The organism is Micromonospora trifolii, from assembly GCF_022229005.1.
Classification (GTDB): domain Bacteria; phylum Actinomycetota; class Actinomycetes; order Mycobacteriales; family Micromonosporaceae; genus Micromonospora; species Micromonospora trifolii.
The window spans coordinates 180650-205774 of sequence record NZ_JAKKFD010000021.1; the positions used below are offsets into that span (position 1 = coordinate 180650).

A 25125-nucleotide genomic window follows, 5' to 3' on the forward strand; every position below is an offset into this window, starting at 1 on the left:
CCCGATCGCGCCTCCGCGCGCGACCGGGGCCCCGATTTACGCCGTTTCGACCCAGGTTTCCCAGGGTAGTAGGGCTGGTCGGTCGAGTCGGGAAGAGAGCAGACGATGACACAGGTGACGATGCTGACCGGACAGGCGCGCGACGGCACGGAGGCTGCGAACCGGTGAACCTCGACACGCGGGAACCGGTGGTGCAGACCCTCGGCGTCCTGGAAGCAGCAGCACTGTTACGGGAGCTGACCGCCGGGCTGATCGCCCTGACCGACTTTGACGAGGCGCTGCTGGCCCTGGTCCGGGTCACCCGGGACGCCGTCGCCGGGGTGCGATGGTGCGGATTCACCGCCCTGCGGGCCGGCGAGCCGGCCGGGGTGGCCGCCTCGGACGAGGGGCTGGCCGGGCTGGACGACCTGCGACACGGGCCGGACACGCCGGCGATGAGCGCGATCCACCGCCGCGAGATGATCCTCGCCGCCGACCTGGCCGTTGAGCCCCGCTGGCCGGCCTGGACGGCGCACGCCCACGACCTCGGCGTCCGCGGGGTGATCTCCGCGCCGGTCGACATCGACGACCAGGTGATCGGGGCGATCAACCTGTACGCCGCCGCGCCGGACCTGCTGACCCCGCAACACCAGCTGACCGCCATGCTGCTCGCCGAGCACGCCGGTCTGCTGCTCGCCGCCGTTCGCGACCGCGGCCGACAGCTCACCCTCGCCGGTGAACGGGACGCCTCACTCCTGCAGGACGGGGTGGTGGGCCAGGCCGTCGGCGTGATCATGACGCAGCGCGGGTGTCTGCCGGCCGAAGCCCTCGACGTGCTGCGTACCGCCGCCTCGTCGCTGGACATCCCGCTGCGCGAGGTGGCCGAGCGTCTGGTCCGAACGGTCTCCCGCCAACGCGACAACTGACCCCGGCGGCTCAGGCCGCTCGGGCCCGTGTCGGCCGGGGTGATCGACTCGGGTTCCTGGAACTCGGGGTGTAACAGGCCGGTGGACGCCCCGACTTCCTGAAACCCGAGTCGATCACCCGCCGGTCTGGCCGTTCGGCCTCGGTGATCGGCGGCCACGGTGCCCGTTCTCCCTGCTGCCGGCGAGTCGGGCGGCATCGTTTCGCCTCGACCGGCCCCGGGTAGCACTCTGGTTCAGGTGAGCTGCGCCGACCCGGGGGAGGACCGATGCAGAGCCGGCTACGGGTGCAGGGGCAGCCGATCCAACCGATGCTGGTGACGTTTCCGCTCGGGCTCTTCGTCAGCGCCACCGTCTTCGACCTCACCGATGTGATCGGCGGCCCTGCGTTCCTCGGCGAGGTCGGCTACTGGACCGGCGTCGCCGCCCTCGTCGCCGCCGCGCTGACCGCCGTGGCCGGCATGGTCGACCTGTGGGACGTGCCGGGCGACCGTACCCGCCGCACCGCCGTCGCCTTCAACCTGGTGAACGCGGTGATGGCCGCGATGTTCCTGCTCACCTGCCTGGTCCGGTCACACTCCCCGCAGCGCGGCGCGTCGGTCGCGATCCTGGTCACCGAGCTGGTCGCGCTGGCCGTCGGCGGGGTCGGTGTGCACCTGGGCGCCCGGCTGATGCGTCAGTTCGACAGCGGCCGCGCCGAGCCAGACGGCCTCGACGCGCTCGCCGGCTCCACCGGCGAGATCGCCCGCCCCTGACCCGCCGGGCCCGTCCCTGAGCCGACCTGCCCGCCGGGCCCGTCCCTGAGCCGACCTGCCCGCCGGGCTCGTCCCTGAGCCGACCTGTCCGATGGGTTCGCCTCTGAGCCGACCCGCCGGGCCAGTCACGCTCGACCCGCGAGTCGGGCGCTCGGCCGGCCGGCGGGCCTGGCGCGCGGGGCCGGCATCCGCGCGACTGGTCGGTCTACCATCCCCGGATGACCTCCTCACTGGACACGCTGCCGAAGATCGGCGCGCCCGCCACCCGGGCCCTGCACGGTGCCGGCTACACCGCGCTGCGCCAGCTCGCTGGCGTCCCCCGGGCGGATCTGGGCAAGCTGCACGGCATGGGCCCGAAGGCGATCGGAATCCTCCAGGCCGCCCTCGAGGAGCACGGGCTCGGCCTCGGCTGAGATCCACCACCCGCGCCCCGGCCGGGCGGCGGCAAATCAGTTGCCGGCCGGGTGACCGGCCGCGAGGCTGACCGGCATGACCCCTGAGCGTGACGCCGAGGACCTGATCGCGGACGCCGCCGCCGCGCCGGTCGATGGTTGGGGCTTCGGCTGGCTGGCCGGCCGGGCCACCGAGGAGCGTCCGCCCTGGGGTTACGCCCGGCTGGTCGCCGACCGGATGACGCACGCCGACGCGGCTCTCGACGTGGACACCGGCGGCGGTGAGGTGCTCGCCGAGGTGCCGCGTCCACCGAAGCTGCTGACGGCGACCGAGGCGTGGCCGCCGAACGTGGAGGTCGCCCGACGCACCCTGCGTCGGGTCGGCGCGTCGGTGGTCGCGGTCGCGCCGGACGGGCCGCTGCCGTTTCGCGACGCCTCGTTCGACCTGGTGGTCAGTCGGCATCCGGTACGTACTGACTGGGTTCAGACGGCGCGGGTGCTGCGGCCGGGCGGGACGTTCCTGTCGCAGCAGATCGGGGCCGGCACGATGCGGGAGCTGAGTGAGGCGATCCTCGGGCCGTTGCCGCCGCCGACCCAGCGGCACCCCGAGCACGCGGTCGCCGCCGCCGAAGCCGCCGGCCTGCGGGTGGTCGACCTGCGTCGGGCCACCCTGCGGGCGACCTTCGCCGACATCGGCGCGGTGGTCTGGTTCCTGCGCAAGGTGATCTGGACGGTGCCCGGGTTCACTGTCGAGCGCTACCGCGCACCACTGCGCGGCCTGCACCACCGCATCGTCGACGAGGGCCCCTTCGTCGCCCACGCCCAACGCTTCCTCATCGAGGCCACCCGCCCCTGACGGACACAGCCACCCGCCGATCTTGCACTTTCGGCACCCGCGAAAGCCGTACACCGGGGCAATTCGCACACACAAACTGCAAGATCGACGAGGTGGGGGCGAGGGCTAGGGCTAGGGCGGGAATGGCGTTAGTGGGGGTGGGTCTGGTGGTGGGTGGCTAGCACGTCGGCGCCGAAGTCACTGGCGGGGCGGCGCAGCACCGTGTGTGCGTGGTTGCCGTCCGCCGTGGTGTTGTCGTACTCGATCAGCAGGTCGTCGCCCTGCACCCGGTAGTAGTGACGCCGGCCGGGGTGGGTCGGGCCGGCCCAGGCGAAGTGCAGCGGGCCGGCGTCCAGTCGGGCCGCCTCCCGGATGGCCAGCTCGGGCGGCAGCCGGTCGAGGTAGAGGGCGACCACCTGGTCGAGCAGCGCGCGGCCGGTCGGTCCCAGGCGCTCCGCCGGTACGCCGAGTGGTTCCAGTGGCGCGTCGACCCGCCCACGGGTGGCGCTGATGATGTCCGCCGGCGCCTCGTCGGCGATGATCGCGGCGGCCCGCTCGGCCGGGCCCAGCGCGTCGAGCAGGGCGCGGGCCAGGTCCTCCTCGACACCGAGTGGCCGGGAGACCGGCCGGCCGGCGTAGCGGACCGCTGCCGGGTTGGCGCCGAAGAAGATCGGCGCGGGGGAGACCTGACCGTCCACCACTGTCATGTTGACCGACAGGTGGTGCCCTTCGAGCCGCCACGCCCAGCGGTCGTCGCGCGCCGGGTCGCCGAACACGGCCACCCAGTAGTCGGCGCTGTGCCGCCCGCGCTGCCAGCCCTCGGCCCGGTCCAGCACCTCCTCCAGCGAGATGATCGCCATCGCCTGTGCGTACGCCGAGGGGCTGAGCGCGGTGGCCAGCAACCGGTGCGCGGCCTTGCGGGCGGTGACGTCGAGCTCGGCGAGGCAGACGCCCGGTCGGGGTCGGGGCCGGTACTCCAGCCAGCGTCGGGCCGCCTCGTCGTCGAACGAGTGCACGGCGCTCTCACGGGCGGCGGGGTCGAGCGCGGTCAGCAGCGCGGTGCCGGCGGCCCGCATCTGCTCCGGCAGAGGATCTTCCACCGACCCTGTATACCGGCCGTCCGTGCCGGTGTCAGCCGACGCGCAGCAGCTCCGTCATCTCCGGCAGGTCGAAGAAGCTGGCGGTCTCGATCGCCGACGGGTTGCCGTGTGCAGGGTCCGCGCCGGCGGCGAGGAGCGCGCGGACCGCTTCGGTGCTGCTGCGGAAGACCGCCGCGGCCAACGCGGTCTGACCCCGGTCGTTGGCCCGGGTGTGGTCGGCGCCGCGGCTGAGCAGGGCGGCCACAGTGTCCGGGTGGGAATGGTACGCGGCCAGGATGAGCAGCGTGTCGCCCTTGTCGTTGGTGAGGTTGACCGGCAGGCCGGCGTCGATCTGCGCCGCCAGCTCGTCGGTGGCGCCGGCTCGGGCCAGGTCGAACATCCGGTGTGCGAACGCCAGCGTCTCGGCGTCGAGGTCCTCGGTCACCGCTCCAGATTAGTCGGAAGGGTCCTGATAGGTTGCTCGGCCGGCGCGCTGGGGGAGGGGTCCGATGGATGAGACGGTGTACGTGGGCAACGCGGGCGTCGACGGCGCCACCAACGCGGGTTGGCTGCTCGGGCACTTCGCGCCGTCGGGGGAGATCCGGCACAGCACCGACGTCGAGGTGAAGTGGGGCGTGCACCCGCCCGGGGAGGCCCGTTCGCGGTGGGCGACCGGCGAGGTGCGCACCACTCTGCTCGTACTCGTCGAGGGGTGTTTCCGGGTGGAGTTGCCGGACCGGACGGTACGGCTGGCCGTGCCGGGCGACTACGTGGTGTGGGCTCGTGGGGTCGACCACTCCTGGTTCGCCGAGCGCTCGTCGGTGGTGTTGACAGTGCGGTGGCCCTCGCTGCCGGGCTACCGCGCGGACCCGCCGGTGCTGCGCTGATTCACCCGTGCGGGTGACCCGTGTCCCACCAGGCGGAATTACCTACTAAACCTATAGGCTTTGCCGTCTAGAGTACGAGAGCACCCCGCCGAACGACCCGCGAGGAACCGCCATGACGCACCACCGCCCGGAGCCCGACCTGCTCACCGTTGCCGCCGGGTGGGCCGACCCGGGCGGTTGGCCGGTCGCGCTGCGCTTCGATCCCGCCGAGCGCTGGTACGCCCGCCTCGCCGTCAGCGACGAGCACGAGGTGTGGGCGCTGAGCTGGCTGCCCGGGCAGGGCACCGACCTGCACGACCACGGCGGCTCCTCCGGAGCGTTCCGGGTGGTCAGCGGCGCGCTCACCGAGGAGACGGTCAGCGCCGGTCGACTGCGCCCCCGACTGCTGCCGGCCGGCACGGGCCGCCGCTTCGGCCCCCGGCACGTGCACCAGGTGACCAACCAGGGCTCGGCGCCGGCGGTCAGCGTGCACGTCTACCGGCCGGCGCTGCTGCGGATGACCCGCTATCACCTCCTCGACGGGCGGCTGCGGGTCGCCGAGGTCGCCGAGGCCGGCCGGTCCTGGTAGCCCGCGCGCACCGAGAACCCCTGTCACCGGAAGGAATCCGAGAATGCAGATAACCGCCGAGCACTGTCCCGCCCCCGTGCCGCCACCGGGCTCCCGGGGCATCGACGAGATCCTGGCCGCCGCGCGGACCCGGCTGCGCCGGCTGGACCCGGAGCGGGCCCACCTGGCGTACCGGAGCGGAGCGTTGCTGGTCGACATCCGCCCGGCCGCGCAGCGGGCCGCGCACGGCGTGGTGCCGGGCTCGCTCATCGTCGAACGCAACGTGCTGGAGTGGCGCTTCGACCCCCGCTGCCCGGCCCGCCTGCCGCAGGCCGTCGACTACGACGTGCCGTTGGTGATCCTCTGCCAGGAGGGCTACACCTCGTCGCTGGCCGCCGCCGCGTTGCAGGACGTCGGCCTGCACCGGGCCACCGACGTGGTCGGTGGCTTCGCGGCCTGGCGGATCGCCGGCCTGCCGGCCCTCGGCCCGACCCCACTGCACCACCCCTCTCCCCTCGCGTCCCCGGTCAACGCCGGCTGGGCGCGCCACTGACCGTCACGCCACACCCGGCGTGGCGGGCGTACCGCCACTCAGGAGGCACCATGTCCGTCGTCGCCATCCCCACGCGCCGCCACCCCGGTGTGCGTCCGCCGGCCCGTCCGCGCACCGGCCCCACCCTGACCATCACCCTCGACCTCGTCCCCGGGCCGTTGAGCCCCCGGCTGGCCCGGCTGGTGCAGCTGCTCGGCGAGCTGGCCGAATCGGGGGAGGGTCAACTGCGTGCGGTGGAGGACGCCACGTCGGGGCCGCGACCGGCCCCGCGCCCCGCCGCCCCGCCCGCCGAGGCGGACCACGTCCGCATCCTGGCCGGCTCGCGGATGGTCCGCCAGGGCGACCGGGTCATCGCCCTGACCCGCATCGAGTACGAGCTGCTGCTGTTCCTGGCCGAGCGGCCCCGCCGGGTGTTCACCCGCCTGCAACTGCTCTCCAGCGTCTGGGGTTACGAGCACGCGGTGGCCCGGACGGTGGACGTGCACGTCCGCCGGCTGCGCGCCAAGCTGGCCGGCTCGGAGGTGGTCACCACCGTCTACGGCGTCGGTTACCGACTGGCCGACGAGGCCCCGATCAGCGTGGATCACAGCAGCTGAGCCCTGGTCCGGCGGCGATGTGACCGCCTGGTGAACCGGTCGGGGACCCCCGTAACGGGGCATCTCGACGACTCTGCTGTAATCATCAGGCCTCGTACGCAGAGCGAGCATCTGGCTCCGATGTGTTCGTCAATTGTCACATTCATGCAACGCAGCCGCCTCTTGACCCTCGCCCAGGCGCCGGGAAGCATCGATGAAGCGGCGTCCCGGGCCGTGGGGAGATACCCGGACCAGCCCAAGGAGGACCATGTCGGTCAGCCCCGCCTCGTCGCGCGCCGGATGGCATACGTCCCAACCCGCGGTGCCCGGGCGACCTCCCGGCGGGCAGCGTCGCCCGGCGAACACCGCCGCGCCCGTGCTCACCGTGACGCTGTCCATCCCGCTCGCCTGTGAGGAGTCGCTGACCCCGGCGGCACGTCGGCTGTTGGAGGCCGCTCGCGAGATGCTGGAGCGGGGCGAAGGCGTGATCATCGGCTCGGTTCCGGCCGAACGCCGCCCCGACCAGACGCCCGCCAGCCGGTCGCCGGCCCGCCCGATCAGCCCGACCATTCCCGCCCTGCACATCCTCGCCTCGTCGCGCTCGGTGCTGCGCGACGAGGAGCCGCTGCCGCTGACCCGGCTGGAGTTCGACCTGCTCCTGCACCTGGTCGCCCACCCGCGCCGGGTGTTCACCCGGCTGCAACTGCTCAACGCCGTCTGGGGCTACGAGCACGCCGGCGTACGCACCGTCGACGTGCACGTGCGTCGACTGCGCGGCAAGGTCGGCGTGGACGTCCCGCTGGTCACCACCGTCTACGGCGTGGGCTACCGACTGGCCGACGACGCCCGGGTGACCATCGACCGCAGCGGCTGACCGGCGGCACCGACGTACCCGGCGCGGGGCAGGATGGTCCGGTGCGCATCCGCCCCATCTCGCCCGACCTGCTCGTCACCGAGCTGACCGCCCGGCTGGCCGACGCGGCGACCCGTGCCGCCAGCGCCGCCGCCGGGCCCGCGCGGCTGCGGGTGGCAGTGGACGGCGCCCCCGCCGCCGGCGCCGACGACCTGGCCGCGGCGCTGGTCGACCCGCTGCGCGCCCAGGGCCACCCGGTGCTGCACGTCCGCGCCACCGACTTCCTCCGCCCCGCGTCGCTGCGCTTCGAGTTGGGGCGCACCAACCCGGACTCCTTCTACGAGGCCTGGGTCGACGAGGCCGGGCTGCACCGGGAGGTGCTCGACCCGGCCGGTCCCGGCGGCAGCGGCCGGCTGCTCCCGTCGCTGTGGGACGCCGACGCCGACCGGGCCAGCCGCGCCCGCTACGTCGACCTGGCACCCGGCGGCGTCGTCCTGGTCAGCGGCTCGCTGCTGCTCGGCGGCGGCCTGCCCTTCGACGTGACAGTCCACCTGGAGCTGTCCCCGGCAGCGCTGCGCCGGCGCACCGAGCCGGCCCAGCAGTGGGCGCTGCCGGCCTTCGACAGGTACGCCGAGGAGGTCGTTCCGGCGAGCTTCGCCGACGTCGTGGTACGCGCCGACGACCCCCGCCGACCGGCGCTCGTCGAGCCCGGCGGCAACGACTGACAACAACCGAGAATTTGTCGGTTTGCACGGTGGATCCGGCGGGTACTCGCCCGGCTCACAGAGCGCGGGTGACCGCCCGCGCACCGAACGCGACAGTGACCGGGGCCCCACGCCGCCGGCACCCGGTTCACCTTGAGCCACAGGCCCAGGAAAGGCAGGCAGCGATGCTCGTCCACGACACGGTCGGTACGACCCGGTCCCAGACGGAGATCGATCAGATCCGACAGTCGCTCCAGGCGCGCTACGACGAGCTGACCTCGGAGTACGACCAGGCGGTGCTCCAGAGCCAGGTTCTGCGGCTGGTGGAGGTCGGCGACACCGCCGGCGACGACCAGGCCGACAGCGGCACCAAGACGGCCGAGCGGGACACCGCCCAGTCCCTGTTGCGCACCATCCTGGACCGCCGCGCCCAGTACGAGCACGCCCTCGGCCGGCTCGAAGAGGGCACCTACGGTTGGTGCGAGGGCTGCTCGGCGGCGATCCCGGTGGAGCGGTTGGAGATCTTCCCGGCGGCCACCACCTGTGTGACGTGCAAGCAGACGCGCGAGCGGCGGGCGGCCTGAGCCACTCCAGCAGTTGCCGGTCGGTCCGCGACGCGATGGACTTCCACAATGGGTGAGATCCTCGTGGGCACCGCGTCCTGGACCGACCGCACTCTGCTGGACTCGGGGTGGTACCCGCAGACCGCCGACACCCCGGAGAAGCGGCTGGCCTACTACGCCCGGCAGTTCCCGCTGGTCGAGGTGGACGCCACCTACTACTCGCCGCCCGCCGAGGCGACCGCGCGGCTGTGGGCCGAGCGCACCCCGGCCGGCTTCACCTTCAACATCAAGGCGTTCAGCCTGCTGACCGGGCACCCCACCCGGGTCAGCGCGCTCTACAAGGACCTGCGCCCGGAGACCGACAAGAAGAACGTCTACCCCGACGACCTGCCCGCGCAGTCGTACGAGGAGGTGTGGACGCGGTTCCTGTCCGCGCTGGACCCGCTGGTCGAGGCCGGCAAGCTGGGCGCGCTGCTGTTCCAGTTCCCACCCTGGTTCACCATCAAGCGGGCCAACAAGCAGTACCTGCTGGAGGTGGCGAAGCGCTGCGCGCCGCTGCGCCCGGTGTACGAGTTCCGGCACGCCTCCTGGTTCGACGGCGACAACGCCGACGAGACCCTGGCCTTCCTGCGCGAGCACAAACTGCCCTACGTCTGCGTGGACATGCCGCAGGGCCACCGCTCGTCGCTGCCCCCGGTGCTGGCCGCCACGGCGGACCTCGCGGTCGTGCGCTTCCACGGACACAGCGACAAGTGGACCAGCAAGGACATCCACGAGAAGTTCGGCTACCACTACTCCAAGCGGGAGTTGGCCGACTGGGCGCCGAAGCTGCGCGAGCTGGCCGACGAAGCGGGGCAGACCCACGTGCTCATGAACAACTGCTACCGCGACTACGCGCAGACCAACGCGAAGACCCTCGCGGGTCTCCTCGACGCCGGCTGACCTCACCCGATCCGGGTGGGGCCGCCTCACCCGCCCTCCGGGAAGGGTGGACGCGGTGGGTTCGGCCGCCCCGTGGACGGCCGACGCCGGAGACGACACGGAGGTGACGGGGATGACGGTTCGAGTGGTGACGGATCGACGGCGTGGTGCCGTACTGCACGTGGTCGGCACTGCCGACAACGCCCGGCGGGCTCCGCAGGGCAGCCCGGTGCGCGCCAGAGGTGGCCCGGTGGGGCCGCCGCGCCGCGCCGACGACCGACGGTGGGACGTCACGGAACGGGGGTCGACCGATGGCTGACTCGATGATCTCAGCGTTCGAGTCCTCGCTGGACAAGACGAACCTCATTCTCAAGGACATCGAGAACGCCTACGGCTGGCCGAAGGATCGGCGCAACCAGTCCTACGCGGCCCTGCGCACTGTGCTGCACCTGCTGCGCGACCGGCTGCCGGTGGACGAGAGCGTGGAGTTCGCCCAGCAGTTGCCGGTGCTGGTGCGGGGCATCTACTTCGACGGCTGGGTGCCGTCCGACGTGCCGATCAAGCTCAACCGTGACGACTTCCTCTACGAGGTCCGGCAGGGCTTCCCGTACGACGCGGAGGGTGGTCCGGAGCGGGTGACGCAGGTGGTGCTGGACACGCTGCGCCGCCACGTCACCCAGGGTGAGTGGCAGGACGTGAAGGACACCATGCCGAAGGACCTCGCGACGATGATGCCGTGACGGCCTGACGCCGCGAGCCCGTCCGACAGTTGTCGGGCGGGCTCAGTCGTCGGCGGCCTCGGCGGTGGTGGGCACCCGCGACACCGGGTGTCCGGCCTGCCGGGCCAGCGCGGCGAACGCCAGAGCGTCCACGATCGCGGCGCCGCCCGGATCGTTGTTGAAGTAGACGTACGTCGGCTCGTCCGCGCCGAAGGCGTCGGTCAGCCGACCCACCCAGGACCGCAGCGCGGCCCGACCGTAGCGGGGCCAGGGCCGCGCCCGCCCCTCGTGCAGCCGCAGGTAGCCGAAGTCGGTGGTGCGCCAGCGGGGAGCGACCGGGCGCCCGAGTCGGTCCGCCCAGACCAGCGCGGCCCGACGCCGTTCCAGCACCGCCCGGGTGGCGTCGGTCCACCAGGAGGGGTGCCGGGGTTCGACCGCGACCCGCACCTGCGCCGGGAACAGCCGCAGCGTCGCGTCCAGCGCCTCGACGTCCGCCCGCAGGTTCGGTGGCAGTTGCAGCAGCACCGGGCCGAGCCGGTCACCGAGCGCCGTGGCGCGGCCGAGGAACCGGGCCACCGGCTCCTCCGGGTCACGCAGCCGCTTGATGTGGGTGAGGTAGCGGCTCATCTTCACCGCCACGCAGAAGTCCGCCGGGGTGCGCGCCCGCCAGGCGGCGAAGGTGTCCCGTCCGGGCAGCCGGTAGAAGGCGTTGTTGACCTCCACCGTGGCGAATCCGGCCGCGAAGTGCTCCAGCCAGAGCCGCTGCGGCAGCCGCTGCGGATAGAAGCGGCCGCGCCAGTCCCGGTACTGCCAGCCGGACGTGCCCACCAGGATCACCACCCCATCCTGGCACTCTCCGCCGCCGCTCGCGAACTGCTCGTGTCGCCCCGGTTCGGCGTCTACGGTGAGGGTTAGAGAAGATCGCGCGTGGGGTACCACCCGCAGCATGACGGACCCCGGCGTACGGCGGGGCGGCACACCCGAGGGAGTACCGATGGCACTCAACGATGACGACATGCAGACCACCGGCGGCGGCGGCGCGGAGGGTCCGGCCGACGGCGGCGCGACCCCCGGTCAGCACGACGGTGGCGCCGATGGCGGCGCGGAAGGCCCCGCCGACGGCGGTGCCACCCCGGGTCAGCACGACGGTGGCGCTGACGGCAGCGCGGAAGGCCCCGCCGACGGCGGTGCCACCCCGGGTCAGCACGACGGTGGCGCCGATGGCGGCGCGGAAGGCCCCGCCGACGGTGGCGCCACCCCGGGCCAGCAGGACGGTGGCGCTGACGGCAGCGCCCGGTAGCGGCACGCCATGACCTACCTCGACCCGCCGGGCGGCCACGACGGCCGCCCGGCGGTTCCGTCCGCCGAGGCCACCGCGGCGCTGGCCCGCTGCGTCTCGGTCGAACCGGCCAAGTTCGCCGCCGCGCACTGGGGGCACACCCCGCTGCTGTCCCGCGCCGCCGAACTGCCCGACCCGGCCGGCTTCACCGACCTGCTCAGCCCCGCCGACGCCGACGAGCTGCTGAGCCGGCGCGGTCTGCGTACCCCGTTCCTGCGCGTCGCCAGGGACGGCCAGTTGGTCGCGGCGTCGCGCTGGACCGGCGGCGGCGGCGCGGGCGCCGAGATCGGCGACCAGGTGCTCGACGAGCGGGTCCTGGAGCAGTACGCGGCGGGGGCCACCCTGGTGTTGCAGGGTCTGCACCGGATCTGGCCGCCGCTCGTCGACTTCGCCCGCGACCTGGGCCTCGCGCTCAACCAGCCGTTGCAGATCAACGCCTACCTGACCCCGGCCGGCAGCCAGGGCTTCGCCACCCACTACGACACCCACGACGTGTTCGTGCTCCAGGTCGACGGCCGCAAGCACTGGCGGATCCACCCACCGGTGCTGCCCGACCCGCTGGAGAAGCAGCCGTGGGGTGGGCGCGCCGACGAGGTCGGTGCCACCGCGCAGGGTCCGGCCGCGTTGGACGTGGTGCTCGCCCCCGGCGACGCCCTCTACCTGCCCCGGGGGTGGCTGCACAGCGCGCAGGCACAGGACGCCAGCTCGCTGCACCTGACAGTGGGCATCCGCGCGCTCACCCGCTACGCCCTGGTCGAGGAGCTGTTGGCGCTGGCCGCCGAGGATCAGCGGTTGCGGGCCAGCCTGCCGTTCGGCACCGACGTCGCCGACCCGGACGCCATCGAACCGGAGCTGACCGAGACCGTGGAGGCGTTGCGGGACTGGCTGCTGCGCGCCGACCCGGGCGCCGTCGCCGCGCGACTGCGGCAGCGGGCCTGGCCGGCCGCTCGCCCGGCGCCGATCCGACCGCTCGCCCAGGCCGACGCGCTGGCCACCCTGGACGCCGACTCCCGGGTCACAGTGCGGCCCGGCCTGCGCTGGCAGTTGGTGCCGCACGACGCGGACACTGTGGCGCTGCGGCTCTTCGACCGCACCATCACCCTGCCGGGGAGCTGCGAGCCGGCCGCCCGTGCAATGCTCGACGGCACTGTCACCCGGGTCGGCGACCTGCCGGGGCTGCCCGACGACGCCGACCGGGTCACCCTGGCCCGCCGGCTGCTCCGCGAGGCCGTGCTCGTCCCGGCCTGAGCCCGGTCGGCGCTGATCGACTCGGTTTTCAGGAAGCCGCGGTGTCCGCGAGGCCGGGAACGCGCGGTTTCCAGGAAGCCGAGTCGATCACGGCCCGGCGCACGGCCCGGCGCATGGCCCGGCGCATGGCCCGGCGCGCAGCCCGGCGCACGGCCCGGCGCACGGCCCGGCGCACGGCTGGGGGCCGCGCCGCGCGGGGTCAGCGGCCGAGGATCAGCAGCAGCACGGTGGTCAGCAGACCGGCGCCGAGGACCACGGTGATCGGTCGGGGGCCGAGCACCGCGTGTCGGCGGTCGGCCAGCACCCGGGCCGGCACCAGGCCGACCAGGGGCCCGAGCAGCGTCACCACCAGCGCCAGCACCGGCAGGCCGACCGCCAGGTCGCCGCCGTACCCGACGCCGAGCGCCCGGGCACCGGCACCCAGCGCGTACGCCAGCACACCGCCGGCCACCCCGCAGAGCGCCAGCAGCGGGTTGACCGAGCCCGGCAACTCGCCCGGCTGCCCGGCCCGGTCGAGCAGGTCACGGGCCTTGGCGAGCAGCAGCACCGGGTCGGTGGCCCCGACGCCGTTCGCCGGGGCGGGCGGGCCACCGAGGCGGCGGGCGCCGAGGCGCGAGCGGACCTGCTGCCACAGGTGGGCCACCTCGGCGTCGACCCGTTCCTGCTGCTCACGGGCGGCGACCAGCTCCTCCTCGGCGCTCTGGAGCTGCTCGGCCGCGTCGGCGACGGCCCGCTCGGCGGCAGCGCACTGCCGCTCGTGCCAGGTGTGCGCCTCGGCGCGCTGCTCGCGCATCCGCGCGGTGAGGTCGGCCAGCCGCCGCAACTGCGCCGCGTACGTCTCGCTGGTCACCGGTTCGTTCATCGTGTGGGTCCATACGGGATGATCACCTGTCCGGTGCGGTGGACCGCCCGGTCGAAGAAGAGCCCCCGCCAGGGGCGGGGATACCAGTCCGGGCCGCCGGTGCCCGGGTACAGCGACGAGCCCAGCTCGCCGCCGTGCGCGTCCAGGGCCACCCAGGCGCCGATCTGGTCGGTACGGGCGGCCGGCCCACCGAGATCGGCGCGCATCCGGGCCACACCCCGCCACCAGGCCAGCACGTGCGTGCGTCGTTCCGGCCCGTCGTGCATGATCCGGCGCAGCTGCTCCAGGCCGGTACGCCGACCCGCGCGGGCGGCCAGCGCACCCGCTGCCGCGTCGACAGCGAACAGCAGCAGGTAGTGCGGGCTCCCCGGGCCGCTGAGCCCGTCGGCCGTCTCGGCCATCAACTCGCCGACGGTCTCCTCGTCGTACCAGGCGGCGTCGTCGGCCAGGTCGTCGTAGAGGGCGCGGGCGATCGGGTCGGCGTCCGGGTCGAGGCAGGCGATGGAGAACCGTGCGGTGCCCGGCGGGTGCTGGCGGGCCAGCGACCGGGCCGCCGCGTCCAGCACCGCGCACGCCTCGTCCACGCGGGTGCCGAGCACCGCGAGGTTGCGGCCCGGGGCGCGCGGCAGCCGCAGCGACGCCGAGCGGGACTGCACGTCGATGATCTCCCCGAGCAGCGCCACCGGGTTGCGCGGCGCGGTCCCGTCCGGGGGTACGGCGAGCGCCCGGAAGTCCGGGGCGTCCGCCAGCCGGGGGATCGCGTCGCCGTCGAAGAGCCGGGCGGGCGCCGCGTCGGGGGCGCGCATCCGCCACAGCCGGTGCTGCAACCCGCTCCACGTCTCCCAGTCGCTGGCCGACGGGATGCGGGCGACCTCGTTGCCCTCCACCATGCCCGACTCGGCGTTGACGACAGCGTGCCAGCGCGGCAGCGACTGCGCCGCGTCGTTGCGCTCGGCGAGGATGCGCAGCGCCTTGGGCAACGCGATGCGCAGGGTGAACTGGGCGACCAGCGCGGGGCGGCCCCACAGCGCCTCGATGCCCCGCACGTCCTGCGAGGCCAGGACCAGGTGGATGCCCTGGGACCGGCCGCGGCGGGCCAGATCCTCCAGCAGGTCGGCCGCCTCCCGGGCGACCACGTCCCGGCCGGCCAGCAACATCTGGAACTCGTCCACCACGGCGACGATGCGTGGCCAGTGCCCGGTCGGGTCGACCGCCCGCAGTTCGGCCAGCTTGGTCACCTCGTGTTTCTTGGCTGCGTCGGCGCGTCGGCGCAGCTCCTCGGTGAGGAAGCGCAGCAGCGCCAACCCGAACTCCCGGTCGGTGTTGACGTTGATGCCGACCAGCCGCATGTGCGGCAGCCAACTCGGGTCGCGCCGGCCCTGCGCGAACCGCGCGAAGGAGACCCCCTCCTTGAAGTCCAGCAGGTAGAACTCCAGCTCGGCGGGGGAGTAGCGGGCGGCAAGGGCGCCGATCCACGCGAAGATCAGGTTGGTCTTGCCGGTGCCGGACGGCCCGCCGATCAGCGCGTGCGGTGGATAGTCGCCCAGCGTCAACCGCACCGGCCGGCCCTGTGGGCCCTCACCGATCGGCGCGGTCAGCCCGTCGGCGGAGTCCTCGCGCCACATCAGCTCGGGCGGGGGCAGCAGGTCGGTGAAGGGAGTCGGCGGGGGGCCCGCGTTCACCCGGGCGGCGACGTCCCGGCAGGTCTCGGTGACCAGCGACGCCGGTGGCGGTGGGTCCAGCCGGACCGGCAGCCCGGCCGAGCCGCCGATCCGCGCGCCGGAGACCCCGGCCACCACCCGGGTCACCGTCGGATCCTCCGGCAACGGCACACCGAGCACCACCAGGTGTACGCCGCAGGCCGCGCCCGCCCGCACCACCCGGTCCAGTTGCCCGCGCTCGTGCCGGTTGAGCTCCTCACCACCGAGCAGCACCGCCACCCGCCACGGCTCGGGTCGCCGGCCGGTCGCCGCCGCCAGTTCGCGCAGCGACGCGTACTCGCCGGCGAGGACCGTCTCGTTGATCCGGCGGATCTGCTCCACCAGGTCGTCGAGCAGCGGGCCCAGCCCGCCCGGGCCGACGAAGGTGAGCAGCCCCGCCGTGCCCAACGGGGCGAACCCGGCCAGCCCGCCGCCGAGCTGATCCGGGTCGTACCCGATCAGTCGTACCGCCCCGGGGTCGGCGCGGCCGGCGGCCCGCAGCAGCAACGCGGACACCACAGCGTCGCAGCCGGCGCGGTCGTCTCCGGAGAGGTGGACGTGCCCGGCGTCGAGCAGCGGCACCAGCGCGGGCACCGGGTCGACGCCGTCGATCCGGACCGTGCCGACCCGCAGCGCACCGGGCGGCTCGGCCCGGCGCGCGGGCGTCGGCGTCCATCCGGCCCAGTCGGCTCCCGCGCAGCCGGGCGCCTCCTGGCGGGCCGCGTCGGCAGCCAGCCGGGCCAGCTCGGCGATCCGGGTGGAGTAGCGGCCGTCGATCTCGGCGATACGGCGGTCTCGTTGGGCGCCCACCCGCGCCGGTACGGCGGCGGCCGCCCGCTGCACGCGGGCCAGTCGTTCCCGCCCGGCGGTCAGGTCGGCCTGGGCGGCGGACAGCCGGGTACGGGTGGCGCCCAACGCCTCGGCGAGGGTGTCCCGGACCCGGCTGGCCAGCTGACCGCGCCGGTCAGCCATCGGAGCCCCGACGCGTCGGCGCGTCCCGCCAGGGGCTGCCCGAGCGCGGGGGCAGCCCACCGGGGCGCGGCAGCGGCCCATCCGCGCGCGGCGGCAGGCCACCGGAGCGCTGCGCTGCGGCGCTGCCCGGCCGCTGGGCCGCACCGCCGGCGCGGGGAACCGCGCCCGGTCGCCCGGTCCCGCCCGGTTGCTGCGCACCCGCCGGTTGCCCGGCCCGCGCCGATTGCCCCGCGCCCGCCGGTTCTCTGGCGCCCGCCGGTTCTCTCGCACCGCCGGCCGGCAGGTCCCGGCCGAGGCGGGCGAGTAGCAGCCCGGTCGCCACCCCGGCGGTCACCGCGGAGTCGGCGGCGTGCGGTGGCTCCCCGGAGGCGCGCGGCGGCGGCATCCGGCACATCCGGGTCAGCAGCGTCTCCAGCACCGGCGGCGGCAGCCCGGGCAGCAGGTCGCGGACCCGCCCGTCCAACTCGCCGCGCAGCCGCCCGAGGTCGGTGGCGCGCGGCGGGTGCCCGAGCAGCTCACCGGCCAGCTCACGCAGCAGCGGCGGCGCCAGCGCGGCCATGCCCAGCCCCACGTCGGCCGGGGCCCGGCGCAGCTCCTTGCGGAGCCGGTCCCGGTCGCCGGAGCGGACACCACCCACCACCCGGCGCAGCAACTCCTGGGAGTCGTCCACCCGCTCGTCGGGCTCGTCGTCGGCGCCCTCGCGCCCGCCGGTCAGCTCGGCCACCCGCACCGACCACCAGCGGCGCATCCGCACCTGCTCGGCCGGCTCCGGCGTGACCGCGGTGTCCCCGGACGCCGGTGGTGTGTCGTGTCGGGGAGCGCGTTGTTCAGGGCGGGGCACCGGGGCGCCGTCCGCGCCGAGCCCGATCGCCGTCAGGTAGGACGACAGCTGTTCCTGTGCCACCCGCAGCGCGTAGCCGGCGCTCTCGGCGTGCTCGGTGGCGGCGGACAGCTCGGGCACCCCCATCGGGTTGGCCGACTCCTGTCGGACCCAGCGCAGGCGCTCCGCGGCCAGGCCGAACTTCTCCAGCGCCTGCCCGAGCAGGGCCACCGGGAACTCTTCGGTGGCGGCACGGACCTGCCCGCCGACGTCCTCGATGATGGACATGGCGGCCTACAGGGTGGAGACGTAGAGCTGCGCCTGCTCCACCGCGACAAGTGTCGCGGCGAGACACTCCTCCAGCTCCTGGCTGGCCTGGGTCAGCGACGCCTGGGCCGCCTCCACCGTCTCGTGCCCGCTGCCCTCCAGCGCCCCGGCCAGTGTCTGCTGCGCCTCGGACAGTTTTTCGCCGGCCGCCTGCACGGCTGTCTGCCCGTCCCCGATCTGTTGGAGGGCGACATCGATGGCAGCCTTCAGCTCGGCGACGCTCGCCACGGCGGAACCTCCTGGGGGCGGGGAGATCTCCATTAGAGCCTATCGGCGGTTCCTAAAGAACATCCGCCCTGTCGGTGTTCCTGCCCGCCTGTCCGGAAGGCCCTCGCAAGTGCCGGGAGTCCGATCTGTGGGAGTCCCAGTGCGAGAATTTCTCAGTTGCTGGTCGGGTTCTCCCGGAGCCACCGCGGGCCGTACACCTCGGCGCCCAGCGCCGTCACCCGCCCGCGCAACTCCCGGTCGGCGGTGACCACCAGCCGCCGACGCCGCGGCGCGCCCTCCACCAGCTCGACCACGGTGTCGTCGCCGGAGCCGGCGGCGGAGACCACCCGGACGCCCTCGGTGCCCGGCACGTCCCGCGCGGCCCCCTCGACCACCAGGACCACCTCCACCGGGGCGGTCAGCCGGGCCGGCAACCCGACGCTCGCCACCGGGGCGAGCGAGTCGCGCAACCGGGCCGCGGCCCCGGCACGGTCACGCCACCAGCCGTTCGGGCGCGAGCCCACCACGTTGGCGCCATCCACGATCAGCAGCGGGGTCTCATCCATTCCGTCAGCCTGCCACCATCGGCCGGCCCTGACCCGACGCCACTCCCGGAATGCCGGTCCTCCGCCACCTGCGGCGTTTGTCGGGCCGCGCGCCGGGTAGCCCCTGCCGACCGTGCCGCGCCCTACTGCGGAGGACAGACATGATGGGACCCGGTGACACCGGCTCCGACCCGTGGGACGAATTCCTGGCCAGATACTTCGGTCGGGGCGAGGGAGGACGCCGACCGCCGCACCGGGTCGACATCACCCGCCTGATGACGGCCGACGCCCGGGAGATGCTGGCCGACGCGGCCCGGCGGGCCGCGCAACGCCACAGCAGCGACCTGGACACCGACCACCTGCTCTGGGCGGCGCTGCAACGCGAACCGCTTCGTGACCTGGTACGCCGGGCCGGCGCCGACCCGGACACCCTGCTCAACGCCCTCGGCGGGAAGGGCGACGGCGCGCCGCGCGGCGAGGTGCCGCCCAACCTGTCGTTGACCCCGGCGGCCAAGCGGGCGCTGCTCGACGCCCACCAGTTGTCCCGGGCGATGGGCGCCAACTACATCGGCCCCGAGCACATCCTGATGGCGTTGCCGCTCAACCCGGAGTCGCCGGCCGGTCGGATGCTCGCCGCCGGCCGGATCCAACCCGAGTCGTTGCAGGCCGCCAACGCCGAGCGCGGGCCGATGACCGGGCCCAAGCCCGATCGCGGCACGCCCACCCTGGACCAGTACGGGCAGGACCTCACCGAACTGGCGCGGATGGACCAGATCGACCCGGTGGTCGGACGCGCCGACGAAATCGAGCAGGCCATCGAGATCCTGTCCCGGCGTACCAAGAACAACCCGGTGCTGATCGGTGAGGCGGGCGTCGGCAAGACCGCCATCGTCGAGGGGCTGGCCGAACGGATCTGCGACGGCGACGTGCCGCAGACCCTGCTCGGCAAACGGGTCGTCCAACTCGACCTGGCCGGCCTGGTCGCCGGCACCCGTTACCGGGGCGACTTCGAGGAACGGCTAAAGAAGGTGATCGACGAAATCCGGGCGCACCGGGACGAGCTGATCATCTTCATGGACGAGATCCACACGCTGGTCGGCGCCGGTGGCGCCGGCAGCGAGGGCGGAATGGACGCGTCCAACATGCTCAAACCCGCCCTCGCCCGGGGCGAGCTGCGGGTGATCGGCGCGACGACGCTGGACGAGTACCGCAAGAGCATCGAGAAGGACGCCGCCCTGGCCCGGCGCTTCCAGCCGGTGCTGGTGCCCGAGCCCAGCGTCGACGACACCATCGCCATCCTGCGCGGGCTGCGCGACCGGTACGAGGCCCACCACCAGGTGCGCTTCACCGACGAGGCGCTGGTCTCGGCCGCCGAGCTGTCCGACCGGTACGTCACCGACCGGTTCCTGCCGGACAAGGCGATCGACCTCATCGACCAGGCCGGCGCCCGGGTGCGGTTGCGGACCCGCACCCCCGCGTCCGACGTGCGGGAGCTGGAGCAGGAACTCGACGAGGTACGCCGGGACAAGGAACAGGCCGTCACCGACGAGCAGTACGAGCGGGCCTCCGCGCTGCGGGACCGGATCTCCGAGTTGGAGGAGGACATCCGACGCGCGAACGGCGAGGACGGCTCGTCCGGATCCCAGGTGCCCGAGGTGGGCCCCAAGGAGATCGCCGAGGTGGTCTCCCGGGCCACCGGCATCCCGGTCAGCCAGCTCACCGAGGAGGAGCGCGACCGACTGCTGCGCCTGGAGGGTCACCTGCACCAGAAGGTGGTCGGTCAGGACGACGCGGTCACCGCTGTCGCCGAGGCCGTGCGCCGTTCCCGTGCCGGGCTGGCCGACCCGGAGCGACCGATGGGCAGCTTCCTCTTCCTCGGCCCGACCGGCGTCGGCAAGACCGAGTTGGCGCGGGCCCTGGCCGAGGCGTTGTTCGGCGAGGCGGACCGGATGGTCCGGGTGGACATGAGCGAGTTCCAGGAGCGGCACACCGTCAGCCGGTTGGTCGGCGCTCCGCCCGGATACGTCGGTTACGAGGAGGCCGGTCAGCTCACCGAGGCGGTGCGTCGCCGCCCGTACGCGGTGGTGCTGCTCGACGAGATCGAGAAGGCCCACCCGGACGTGTTCAACATCCTGCTCCAGGTGCTCGACGACGGGCGGCTCACCGACAGCCAGGGTCGCACTGTGAACTTCAAGAACACCGTCCTGATCATGACGAGCAACCTCGGCTCCGAGCTGATCACCGGCGCCCAGCGCTCGGTCGGCTTCGGCACCGGGGACGTGGGCAGCGAGCAGGAGAGCAACGAGCTGCGGGAAAGGCTCATGCGCCGCCTCCAGGAGAACTTCCGCCCGGAGTTCCTCAACCGCATCGACGAGGTGATCATCTTCCGCCGGCTGGAGGCCGAGCAGCTGCGCGACATCACCGCGCTGCTGCTGGAGGAGACCCGCCGCCGGATGCACGCCCAGGACCTCCAGGTCGAGTTCACCACCGCCGGCATCGACTGGCTCGCCGAGCACGGCTACCAGCCGGAGTTCGGCGCCCGCCCGCTGCGGCGGGTGATCCAGCGGGAGGTGGACAACCACCTGTCCCGGATGCTGCTGGAGTCGGCGATCTCGCCGGGGCAGAAGGTCACTGTGGACGTCCGCGACGGCGCTCTCACCTTCGACGTGACAGCGGGCGAGCGGGGGTACACCGCCGCCACGACAACACACCCGCGATGAGCGGGTCGGCGCGAAGGGACGACCACGAGGACCCGCACCAGCCCGCGGAGTCCGGGAAACCCCGGGACGAGGACGACCATCCCGACCCGATCCTGGCGCCGCCCACCGCCAACCCCCGCCGCACGCGGGTGCCCGCGGAGGGCCTGCATCCGAAGACCGACCAGGACGACCCGGAGACGTCCGGGCCGCCGCCCGGAGAGGAGACCTGATGGTACGCGAAGCGCGGCTCGACCCCGAGGTGGAAGTGCTCTGGGAGGACTTCCACGCCGAGGTCAACGTCCCGTCCGAGCAGCTGCGGACCTGGCTGCTGACCCGGGGTTCGGGGGAGGAGTCGTTCAGCCCGAACCCGAACCTGGACCTGCCCCAGCCCGGCCGGGAGATCCTCAAGGTGCTCAACAAGCGCAAGGTGGACCTCACCCCGGAGGACATCGAGGTGATGCGGGAGGCGGTCGAGCGGATCCGCGAGCTGATGGACGCCAAGCCGTCGCGCGGCAACGCCGACGACAGCTGGCGGCACTCCCTGCTGGACCTGGGTCACGACCCGCTCGTCGAACTCTGAGCGAGGTTCACCCGCGACGGTGCCGTCCCGAACCCGGGACGGCACCGTCGCGGCGCACTACTGGCCCTGGTCGGGCTCCAGGCTTGCGATGGTCAGGCCCGCCGCGTCGGCGGCGGCGTCCCGGTCGCCGCGGGTCTGGTCCTCCCGGGTGAGCAGGTTCGCGTACTCGGTCACGTCGGCCGGATCGGGCACCGTCGGCAGGCGGCGCAGGAACGCCTCCACCTCGCGGGTGGCGGCGGTGTGCGCGGCAGCCGCCTGGCGCAGCAGTTCGCGGTCGTCGGCGGGCGGGTAGAGGTCGGTCATGTCCGCCAGATACCCGGCCCACGGCGGTTCGCACCGCCAGCGGCCGGGAATACCGGCAGCTCAGCCCGGCCGGACCCCGGTGGGCTGCCGGACGCCGAAACCCGGGTTGCGGGGCAGCCAGGCCAGGTACGCCGGATGCGGCGCCAACGAGTCGACGTACGCCGCCTTGGCCGTCTCCAGCACCAGCTCCGCGCCCTGGGCGGCGGGGGAGTCCGGATGCCAGCCGAGCAGCAGCCGCCAGCGCAGCGGCGTCCCGGCGAGTTGACGGGTGACCAGACCGCTCACCGGGCGGAACGTCGCCTGGCACAGGGCCACCGCCACGCCGGCCTCCACCAGGTCGACGCAGCCGCGGATGTCGGTCTCGTACACCTTGCGGGGGGTGAAGCCGGCGCGGGCGCAGGCGGCGGCGAAGCAGTCGGCGAAGCAGCCGTCGCCCGGCGCGGCGACCCACTGCTCGTGGCGCAGGTCGGCCAGGCGCACCTCGTCCTGCGCCGCGAGGGGATGAGTCTCCGGCAGCAGCACCAGCACCGGGTCGACGGCCACCTCCTGCCAGCTCAACCCGAACCCGGCCGACGGGCTGGCGTCGCCGCACACACCGGCCAGCGCGAAGTCCAGTCGACCGCCGGCCACCAACTGCGCCAACTCGTCGACCGACCAGGACGCGTACGTGGTGATCTGGGCGGGCGGCTGCTCGGCCGCCAACCGGTGCACCAGCCGACCCAGGATCGGGCTGTTCACCCCGCCGAAGCGGTAGGACGGCAACGTGTCGCCCGCCCCGGCCAGTCGAGCGGCCTCGTCCTGCAGGCCCTTCATCGCCGGCAGCAGCACCCGGGCGCGGGCCAGCACCAGCTCACCGAGCGCGGTGGGCCGAGCCCCGCGCCGGTCCCGGTCGAACAGCGGGCCGCCCAGCGTCCGTTCGATGCGTTGGAGCTGGGCGGTGAGCGCCGGTTGGGCCAGGCCGAGCGCCGAGGCCGCCTTCGTCACACTTCCCGTCTCCGCGATCGCGCAGACCACCCGCAGGTGACGCAGCTCCAGGTTCATAGGGTGACGGTAGGACTACGCGTCTGCTGGCGGAATAGCCCAAGCGGATCGGTGATAATGAATGCATTGCCGGTGGTCGCCGGGTCACCGGTCGCGCGGTGGCTCCGGCAGGTCCGCCAGGTACGTCGGCCGGCGGGTCACCGCGTCGAGGACCTTGTCCACCACGCCGACCGCCGGCTCCACGATCCGGTTCCACGGAGGGGTGGCCGGCGTGCCCGGGTGCGGTCGGGTCGGAGCGGCCTCCTCGGCGATCTCCAACCGGTTGCCGAGCCGGATCAGCTCCTCCTCGGTCGCGACAGCGCGCAGCTCGGTGACCAGCGCACCCACCCCGTCGACGTGCCGGCGGACCCGCTCGGCGACACCGGTCAGCGCCTCGTCCGTCAGCCCCTTCAGGGCGCTCAGCAGGGCCGCATCGGCGTTGATCTCCGCGTCCACCCGCTCGGTGGCCGCCGGCAGCGCCGCGCGGACCGCCGGCAGCAGGTACTGCTCCTCGGCGGACAGGTGCCGCGACAGCGCGGCGGTCAGCACCGCCAGCCCCTCCTGCGGCGTGGTGCCCGGGCCGGAAAGCTGGTCCAGTAGCGCCAGCAGCTGCTTGTGCTCCCGGTCGACGATGTCGGCGATGCTGCGACCAGCGGGTCGGTAGCCCTCCTCGGGTGCGGGCGCGGGCGGCAGCGGCGGCAGGGGAACAGCGGACATGGTGCCCTCCTCGACTGGCGGGCGGAAGCTCCGGCAGGGACGTACGGTCGTGGGCGGCGGTACCCGAACGCGGCCACGGCGAAACCGAGCCGTCGATGCGTCCCCCCGCGCCGGCCTGTCGAGCAGCCCGGGCTGGTATGAAGAGGCGATGACGAGCGATGCCGCCTCCGCCCGACCCGACCCCACCGCAGAGGTCGTGGACCTCTGCCGCGACCTGCTGCGCATCGACACCACCAACACGGGTGACAACGACACCAGCGTCGGCGAGCGCCGCGCGGCCGAGTACGTGGCGGAGAAGCTCGCCGAGGTGGGCGTGGAGTCCGTCCTGCACGAGTCCGCTCCGGGCCGGGCGAACGTGGTGGCCCGCATCCCGGGCACCGACCCGAGCCGGGGCGCGCTGCTGGTGCACGGCCACCTGGACGTGGTGCCCGCCGACGCCGACGAGTGGTCGGTGGACCCGTTCTCCGGCGAGCTGCGCGACGGCTACCTCTGGGGCCGGGGCGCGATCGACATGAAGGACTTCGACGCGATGGTGCTCGCCGTGGTGCGGCACTGGCAGCGCACCGGCGTGCGCCCCCCGCGCGACATCGTGCTGGCGTACACCGCCGACGAGGAGGCGGGCAGCGACTACGGCGCGCGTTTCCTGGTCGACAACCACCGGGGCCTCTTCGACGGCTGCACCGAGGCGATCGGTGAGGTCGGTGGCTTCTCCTACTCGGTCAACGACAACCAGCGGCTCTACCTCATCGAGACCGCCGAGAAGGGCATCGACTGGCTGCGGCTGCACGCCAAGGGCCGCCCCGGGCACGGCTCGATGATGCACGACGACAACGCCGTCACCGCGCTCGCCGAGGCGGTCGCCCGGATCGGCCGGCACCGCTTCCCGGTGGTCGTCACCGACACCGTGCGGGCCTTCCTGACCGAGGTCTCCGACCTGCTCGGCATCGAGTTGGACCCGGACGACCCGGAGACGGCCATCGCGAAGCTCGGCCCCATCGCCAACATCATCGGCGCGACCATCCGCAACACCGCCAACCCGACCCGGTTGAGCGCCGGCTACAAGGACAACGTCATCCCCGGCCGGGCCACCGCCACCATCGACTGCCGCAGCCTGCCCGGCCAGTCCGAGCTGCTGGAGCGACAGCTGCGCGAGCTGGTCGGCCCGGACATCGCGATCGAGTACGTCCAGCGGCAGCCGGCGCTGGAGACCACCTTCGACGGTGACCTGGTCGAGGCCATGTCGGCGGCCCTGCGCGCTGAGGACCCGGGGGCGCGGCCCGTCCCGTACATGCTCTCCGGTGGCACCGACGCCAAGGCGTTCTCGCAGCTCGGCATCCGCTGCTTCGGGTTCGCCCCGCTGCGGCTGCCCGCCGACCTGAACTTCTCGGCGTTGTTCCACGGCATCGACGAGCGCGTTCCGGTCGACGGACTACAGTTCGGCGTGCGGGTTCTCGACCGGTTCCTCCGCACCTCCTAGTCGTGTCCGGCGGTGCCCGCCGGC

31 protein-coding genes are annotated in these 25125 nt (G+C 73.7%); 20 read left to right on the forward strand and 11 right to left on the reverse strand.

What is annotated here, in order from left to right:
- The first annotated feature begins 164 nt into the window (after positions 1-164).
- From NIE79_RS14725 to NIE79_RS14740, 4 genes are all read left to right on the forward strand, one after another.
- Positions 165-905 carry a GAF and ANTAR domain-containing protein gene (locus NIE79_RS14725; RefSeq protein WP_238679104.1) on the forward strand — a complete coding sequence of 247 codons (741 nt, stop codon included), beginning with the start codon at positions 165-167 and terminating at the stop codon, positions 903-905.
- 266 nt (positions 906-1171) lie between these two features.
- Positions 1172-1657 carry a DUF2231 domain-containing protein gene (locus tag NIE79_RS14730; protein WP_238679105.1) on the forward strand — a complete coding sequence of 162 codons (486 nt, stop codon included), beginning with the start codon at positions 1172-1174 and terminating at the stop codon, positions 1655-1657.
- Positions 1658-1875: 218 nt separating this feature from the next.
- Positions 1876-2070 (forward strand): helix-hairpin-helix domain-containing protein, encoded by a 195-nt coding sequence (locus NIE79_RS14735; RefSeq protein ID WP_238679106.1) that lies wholly within the window; start codon positions 1876-1878, stop codon positions 2068-2070.
- A 76-nt stretch (positions 2071-2146) separates the two neighbouring features.
- Complete coding sequence (locus NIE79_RS14740) at positions 2147-2905, forward strand: class I SAM-dependent methyltransferase (RefSeq protein WP_238679107.1); 759 nt, start codon at positions 2147-2149, stop codon at positions 2903-2905.
- A gap of 128 nt (positions 2906-3033) precedes the next feature.
- Here NIE79_RS14740 and NIE79_RS14745 read toward each other — a convergent pair whose 3' ends face one another.
- Both NIE79_RS14745 and NIE79_RS14750 read right to left on the reverse strand, forming a co-directional pair.
- A complete protein-coding gene (locus NIE79_RS14745) occupies positions 3034-3984 on the reverse strand; it encodes a DUF3500 domain-containing protein (RefSeq protein WP_238679108.1) in 951 nt (316 codons plus the stop codon).
- A gap of 31 nt (positions 3985-4015) precedes the next feature.
- The gene (locus NIE79_RS14750; protein WP_238679109.1) at positions 4016-4408 is read right to left on the reverse strand and encodes an ankyrin repeat domain-containing protein; all 393 of its coding nucleotides are present in this window, start codon (positions 4406-4408) and stop codon (positions 4016-4018) included.
- Between the two features lie 64 nt (positions 4409-4472).
- Between NIE79_RS14750 and NIE79_RS14755 the strand changes: the two genes are divergently transcribed.
- The 10 genes from NIE79_RS14755 (at position 4473) to NIE79_RS14800 (ending at position 10306) form a co-directional block, all read left to right on the forward strand.
- A complete protein-coding gene (locus NIE79_RS14755) occupies positions 4473-4850 on the forward strand; it encodes a signal peptidase I (RefSeq protein WP_238679110.1) in 378 nt (125 codons plus the stop codon).
- A gap of 112 nt (positions 4851-4962) precedes the next feature.
- On the forward strand, positions 4963-5418 hold the full coding sequence (locus NIE79_RS14760; RefSeq protein WP_238679111.1) for a cysteine dioxygenase: 456 nt from the start codon (positions 4963-4965) through the stop codon (positions 5416-5418).
- A gap of 43 nt (positions 5419-5461) precedes the next feature.
- On the forward strand, positions 5462-5950 hold the full coding sequence (locus tag NIE79_RS14765) for a rhodanese-like domain-containing protein (protein WP_238679112.1): 489 nt from the start codon (positions 5462-5464) through the stop codon (positions 5948-5950).
- Positions 5951-6000: 50 nt separating this feature from the next.
- The gene (locus NIE79_RS14770; protein ID WP_238679113.1) at positions 6001-6546 is read left to right on the forward strand and encodes a winged helix-turn-helix domain-containing protein; all 546 of its coding nucleotides are present in this window, start codon (positions 6001-6003) and stop codon (positions 6544-6546) included.
- 247 nt (positions 6547-6793) lie between these two features.
- The gene (locus NIE79_RS14775) at positions 6794-7399 is read left to right on the forward strand and encodes a winged helix-turn-helix domain-containing protein (RefSeq protein WP_238679114.1); all 606 of its coding nucleotides are present in this window, start codon (positions 6794-6796) and stop codon (positions 7397-7399) included.
- A gap of 41 nt (positions 7400-7440) precedes the next feature.
- The gene (locus tag NIE79_RS14780; RefSeq protein WP_238679115.1) at positions 7441-8103 is read left to right on the forward strand and encodes a nucleoside/nucleotide kinase family protein; all 663 of its coding nucleotides are present in this window, start codon (positions 7441-7443) and stop codon (positions 8101-8103) included.
- A 164-nt stretch (positions 8104-8267) separates the two neighbouring features.
- Positions 8268-8666 carry a TraR/DksA family transcriptional regulator gene (locus NIE79_RS14785; protein ID WP_238679116.1) on the forward strand — a complete coding sequence of 133 codons (399 nt, stop codon included), beginning with the start codon at positions 8268-8270 and terminating at the stop codon, positions 8664-8666.
- Positions 8667-8714: 48 nt separating this feature from the next.
- Positions 8715-9587, forward strand: a complete 873-nt coding sequence (locus NIE79_RS14790; protein WP_238679117.1) for a DUF72 domain-containing protein — start codon at positions 8715-8717, stop codon at positions 9585-9587.
- 112 nt (positions 9588-9699) lie between these two features.
- A complete protein-coding gene (locus tag NIE79_RS14795) occupies positions 9700-9885 on the forward strand; it encodes a hypothetical protein (protein ID WP_238679118.1) in 186 nt (61 codons plus the stop codon).
- The gene (locus NIE79_RS14800) at positions 9878-10306 is read left to right on the forward strand and encodes a DUF2267 domain-containing protein (RefSeq protein WP_238679119.1); all 429 of its coding nucleotides are present in this window, start codon (positions 9878-9880) and stop codon (positions 10304-10306) included. The genes NIE79_RS14795 and NIE79_RS14800 overlap by 8 nt, the downstream gene beginning before the upstream one ends.
- A 42-nt stretch (positions 10307-10348) precedes the next feature.
- Here the strand turns inward: NIE79_RS14800 and NIE79_RS14805 are convergent, their stop codons facing one another.
- The gene (locus tag NIE79_RS14805) at positions 10349-11122 is read right to left on the reverse strand and encodes a DUF72 domain-containing protein (RefSeq protein WP_238679120.1); all 774 of its coding nucleotides are present in this window, start codon (positions 11120-11122) and stop codon (positions 10349-10351) included.
- Between the two features lie 157 nt (positions 11123-11279).
- On the opposite strand from NIE79_RS14805, the gene NIE79_RS14810 reads away from it, so the two are divergent.
- Both NIE79_RS14810 and NIE79_RS14815 read left to right on the forward strand, forming a co-directional pair.
- A complete protein-coding gene (locus tag NIE79_RS14810) occupies positions 11280-11585 on the forward strand; it encodes a hypothetical protein (protein ID WP_091408405.1) in 306 nt (101 codons plus the stop codon).
- 9 nt (positions 11586-11594) lie between these two features.
- Positions 11595-12872: a cupin domain-containing protein gene (locus NIE79_RS14815; protein ID WP_238679121.1), complete on the forward strand. Its 1278-nt coding sequence runs from the start codon at positions 11595-11597 to the stop codon at positions 12870-12872.
- A gap of 199 nt (positions 12873-13071) precedes the next feature.
- On the opposite strand, the gene NIE79_RS14820 is transcribed toward NIE79_RS14815, so the two are convergent.
- From NIE79_RS14820 to NIE79_RS14840, 5 genes are all read right to left on the reverse strand, one after another.
- A complete protein-coding gene (locus tag NIE79_RS14820; RefSeq protein ID WP_238679122.1) occupies positions 13072-13734 on the reverse strand; it encodes a hypothetical protein in 663 nt (220 codons plus the stop codon).
- A complete protein-coding gene (locus NIE79_RS14825) occupies positions 13731-16406 on the reverse strand; it encodes an FtsK/SpoIIIE domain-containing protein (protein ID WP_238679123.1) in 2676 nt (891 codons plus the stop codon). The genes NIE79_RS14820 and NIE79_RS14825 overlap by 4 nt, the downstream gene beginning before the upstream one ends.
- Complete coding sequence (locus NIE79_RS14830; RefSeq protein ID WP_238679124.1) at positions 16399-17514, reverse strand: TrbL/VirB6 family protein; 1116 nt, start codon at positions 17512-17514, stop codon at positions 16399-16401. The genes NIE79_RS14825 and NIE79_RS14830 overlap by 8 nt, the downstream gene beginning before the upstream one ends.
- A gap of 6 nt (positions 17515-17520) precedes the next feature.
- On the reverse strand, positions 17521-17781 hold the full coding sequence (locus tag NIE79_RS14835; RefSeq protein ID WP_030332749.1) for a hypothetical protein: 261 nt from the start codon (positions 17779-17781) through the stop codon (positions 17521-17523).
- A gap of 152 nt (positions 17782-17933) precedes the next feature.
- Positions 17934-18326, reverse strand: a complete 393-nt coding sequence (locus NIE79_RS14840) for a PIN domain-containing protein (RefSeq protein WP_238679125.1) — start codon at positions 18324-18326, stop codon at positions 17934-17936.
- Between the two features lie 140 nt (positions 18327-18466).
- Between NIE79_RS14840 and NIE79_RS14845 the strand changes: the two genes are divergently transcribed.
- From NIE79_RS14845 to NIE79_RS14855, 3 genes are read left to right on the forward strand one after another with little or no spacing between them, the layout of a single operon-like run.
- The gene (locus NIE79_RS14845; RefSeq protein WP_238679126.1) at positions 18467-21025 is read left to right on the forward strand and encodes an ATP-dependent Clp protease ATP-binding subunit; all 2559 of its coding nucleotides are present in this window, start codon (positions 18467-18469) and stop codon (positions 21023-21025) included.
- Positions 21022-21234: a hypothetical protein gene (locus NIE79_RS14850; protein ID WP_238679127.1), complete on the forward strand. Its 213-nt coding sequence runs from the start codon at positions 21022-21024 to the stop codon at positions 21232-21234. Before NIE79_RS14845 ends, NIE79_RS14850 begins: the two co-directional genes overlap by 4 nt.
- Positions 21234-21584 (forward strand): DUF3140 domain-containing protein, encoded by a 351-nt coding sequence (locus NIE79_RS14855; protein ID WP_238672160.1) that lies wholly within the window; start codon positions 21234-21236, stop codon positions 21582-21584. The genes NIE79_RS14850 and NIE79_RS14855 overlap by 1 nt, the downstream gene beginning before the upstream one ends.
- Positions 21585-21641: 57 nt before the next feature.
- On the opposite strand, the gene NIE79_RS14860 is transcribed toward NIE79_RS14855, so the two are convergent.
- From NIE79_RS14860 to NIE79_RS14870, 3 genes are all read right to left on the reverse strand, one after another.
- Complete coding sequence (locus tag NIE79_RS14860; protein WP_238646958.1) at positions 21642-21887, reverse strand: hypothetical protein; 246 nt, start codon at positions 21885-21887, stop codon at positions 21642-21644.
- Between the two features lie 60 nt (positions 21888-21947).
- Positions 21948-22928, reverse strand: a complete 981-nt coding sequence (locus tag NIE79_RS14865) for a LysR family transcriptional regulator (protein WP_238679128.1) — start codon at positions 22926-22928, stop codon at positions 21948-21950.
- 84 nt (positions 22929-23012) lie between these two features.
- Complete coding sequence (locus tag NIE79_RS14870; protein ID WP_238679129.1) at positions 23013-23624, reverse strand: hemerythrin domain-containing protein; 612 nt, start codon at positions 23622-23624, stop codon at positions 23013-23015.
- A 148-nt stretch (positions 23625-23772) separates the two neighbouring features.
- On the opposite strand from NIE79_RS14870, the gene NIE79_RS14875 reads away from it, so the two are divergent.
- Positions 23773-25101, forward strand: coding sequence for a M20/M25/M40 family metallo-hydrolase (locus tag NIE79_RS14875; protein WP_238679130.1), 1329 nt, complete (start codon positions 23773-23775; stop codon positions 25099-25101).
- The last annotated feature ends 24 nt before the right edge of the window (positions 25102-25125 follow it).

Excerpts from the sequence above, each read along its gene's own strand:
- NIE79_RS14810 (WP_091408405.1), top strand. The coding sequence starts at position 11,280 with ATGGCACTCAACGATGACGACATGCAGACCACCGGCGGCGGCGGCGCG.
- NIE79_RS14865 (WP_238679128.1), bottom strand. The coding sequence starts at position 22,928 with ATGAACCTGGAGCTGCGTCACCTGCGGGTGGTCTGCGCGATCGCGGAG.
- NIE79_RS14855 (WP_238672160.1), top strand. The coding sequence starts at position 21,234 with ATGGTACGCGAAGCGCGGCTCGACCCCGAGGTGGAAGTGCTCTGGGAG.
- NIE79_RS14845 (WP_238679126.1), top strand. The coding sequence starts at position 18,467 with ATGATGGGACCCGGTGACACCGGCTCCGACCCGTGGGACGAATTCCTG.
- NIE79_RS14875 (WP_238679130.1), top strand. The coding sequence starts at position 23,773 with ATGACGAGCGATGCCGCCTCCGCCCGACCCGACCCCACCGCAGAGGTC.
- NIE79_RS14765 (WP_238679112.1), top strand. The coding sequence starts at position 5,462 with ATGCAGATAACCGCCGAGCACTGTCCCGCCCCCGTGCCGCCACCGGGC.
- NIE79_RS14795 (WP_238679118.1), top strand. The coding sequence starts at position 9,700 with ATGACGGTTCGAGTGGTGACGGATCGACGGCGTGGTGCCGTACTGCAC.
- NIE79_RS14825 (WP_238679123.1), bottom strand. The coding sequence starts at position 16,406 with ATGGCTGACCGGCGCGGTCAGCTGGCCAGCCGGGTCCGGGACACCCTC.
- NIE79_RS14790 (WP_238679117.1), top strand. The coding sequence starts at position 8,715 with ATGGGTGAGATCCTCGTGGGCACCGCGTCCTGGACCGACCGCACTCTG.
- NIE79_RS14730 (WP_238679105.1), top strand. The coding sequence starts at position 1,172 with ATGCAGAGCCGGCTACGGGTGCAGGGGCAGCCGATCCAACCGATGCTG.
- NIE79_RS14850 (WP_238679127.1), top strand. The coding sequence starts at position 21,022 with ATGAGCGGGTCGGCGCGAAGGGACGACCACGAGGACCCGCACCAGCCC.
- NIE79_RS14755 (WP_238679110.1), top strand. The coding sequence starts at position 4,473 with ATGGATGAGACGGTGTACGTGGGCAACGCGGGCGTCGACGGCGCCACC.
- NIE79_RS14860 (WP_238646958.1), bottom strand. The coding sequence starts at position 21,887 with ATGACCGACCTCTACCCGCCCGCCGACGACCGCGAACTGCTGCGCCAG.
- NIE79_RS14840 (WP_238679125.1), bottom strand. The coding sequence starts at position 18,326 with ATGGATGAGACCCCGCTGCTGATCGTGGATGGCGCCAACGTGGTGGGC.
- NIE79_RS14785 (WP_238679116.1), top strand. The coding sequence starts at position 8,268 with ATGCTCGTCCACGACACGGTCGGTACGACCCGGTCCCAGACGGAGATC.
- NIE79_RS14735 (WP_238679106.1), top strand. The coding sequence starts at position 1,876 with ATGACCTCCTCACTGGACACGCTGCCGAAGATCGGCGCGCCCGCCACC.
- NIE79_RS14760 (WP_238679111.1), top strand. The coding sequence starts at position 4,963 with ATGACGCACCACCGCCCGGAGCCCGACCTGCTCACCGTTGCCGCCGGG.
- NIE79_RS14830 (WP_238679124.1), bottom strand. The coding sequence starts at position 17,514 with ATGTCCATCATCGAGGACGTCGGCGGGCAGGTCCGTGCCGCCACCGAA.
- NIE79_RS14775 (WP_238679114.1), top strand. The coding sequence starts at position 6,794 with ATGTCGGTCAGCCCCGCCTCGTCGCGCGCCGGATGGCATACGTCCCAA.
- NIE79_RS14740 (WP_238679107.1), top strand. The coding sequence starts at position 2,147 with ATGACCCCTGAGCGTGACGCCGAGGACCTGATCGCGGACGCCGCCGCC.
- NIE79_RS14770 (WP_238679113.1), top strand. The coding sequence starts at position 6,001 with ATGTCCGTCGTCGCCATCCCCACGCGCCGCCACCCCGGTGTGCGTCCG.
- NIE79_RS14800 (WP_238679119.1), top strand. The coding sequence starts at position 9,878 with ATGGCTGACTCGATGATCTCAGCGTTCGAGTCCTCGCTGGACAAGACG.
- NIE79_RS14870 (WP_238679129.1), bottom strand. The coding sequence starts at position 23,624 with ATGTCCGCTGTTCCCCTGCCGCCGCTGCCGCCCGCGCCCGCACCCGAG.
- NIE79_RS14820 (WP_238679122.1), bottom strand. The coding sequence starts at position 13,734 with ATGAACGAACCGGTGACCAGCGAGACGTACGCGGCGCAGTTGCGGCGG.
- NIE79_RS14815 (WP_238679121.1), top strand. The coding sequence starts at position 11,595 with ATGACCTACCTCGACCCGCCGGGCGGCCACGACGGCCGCCCGGCGGTT.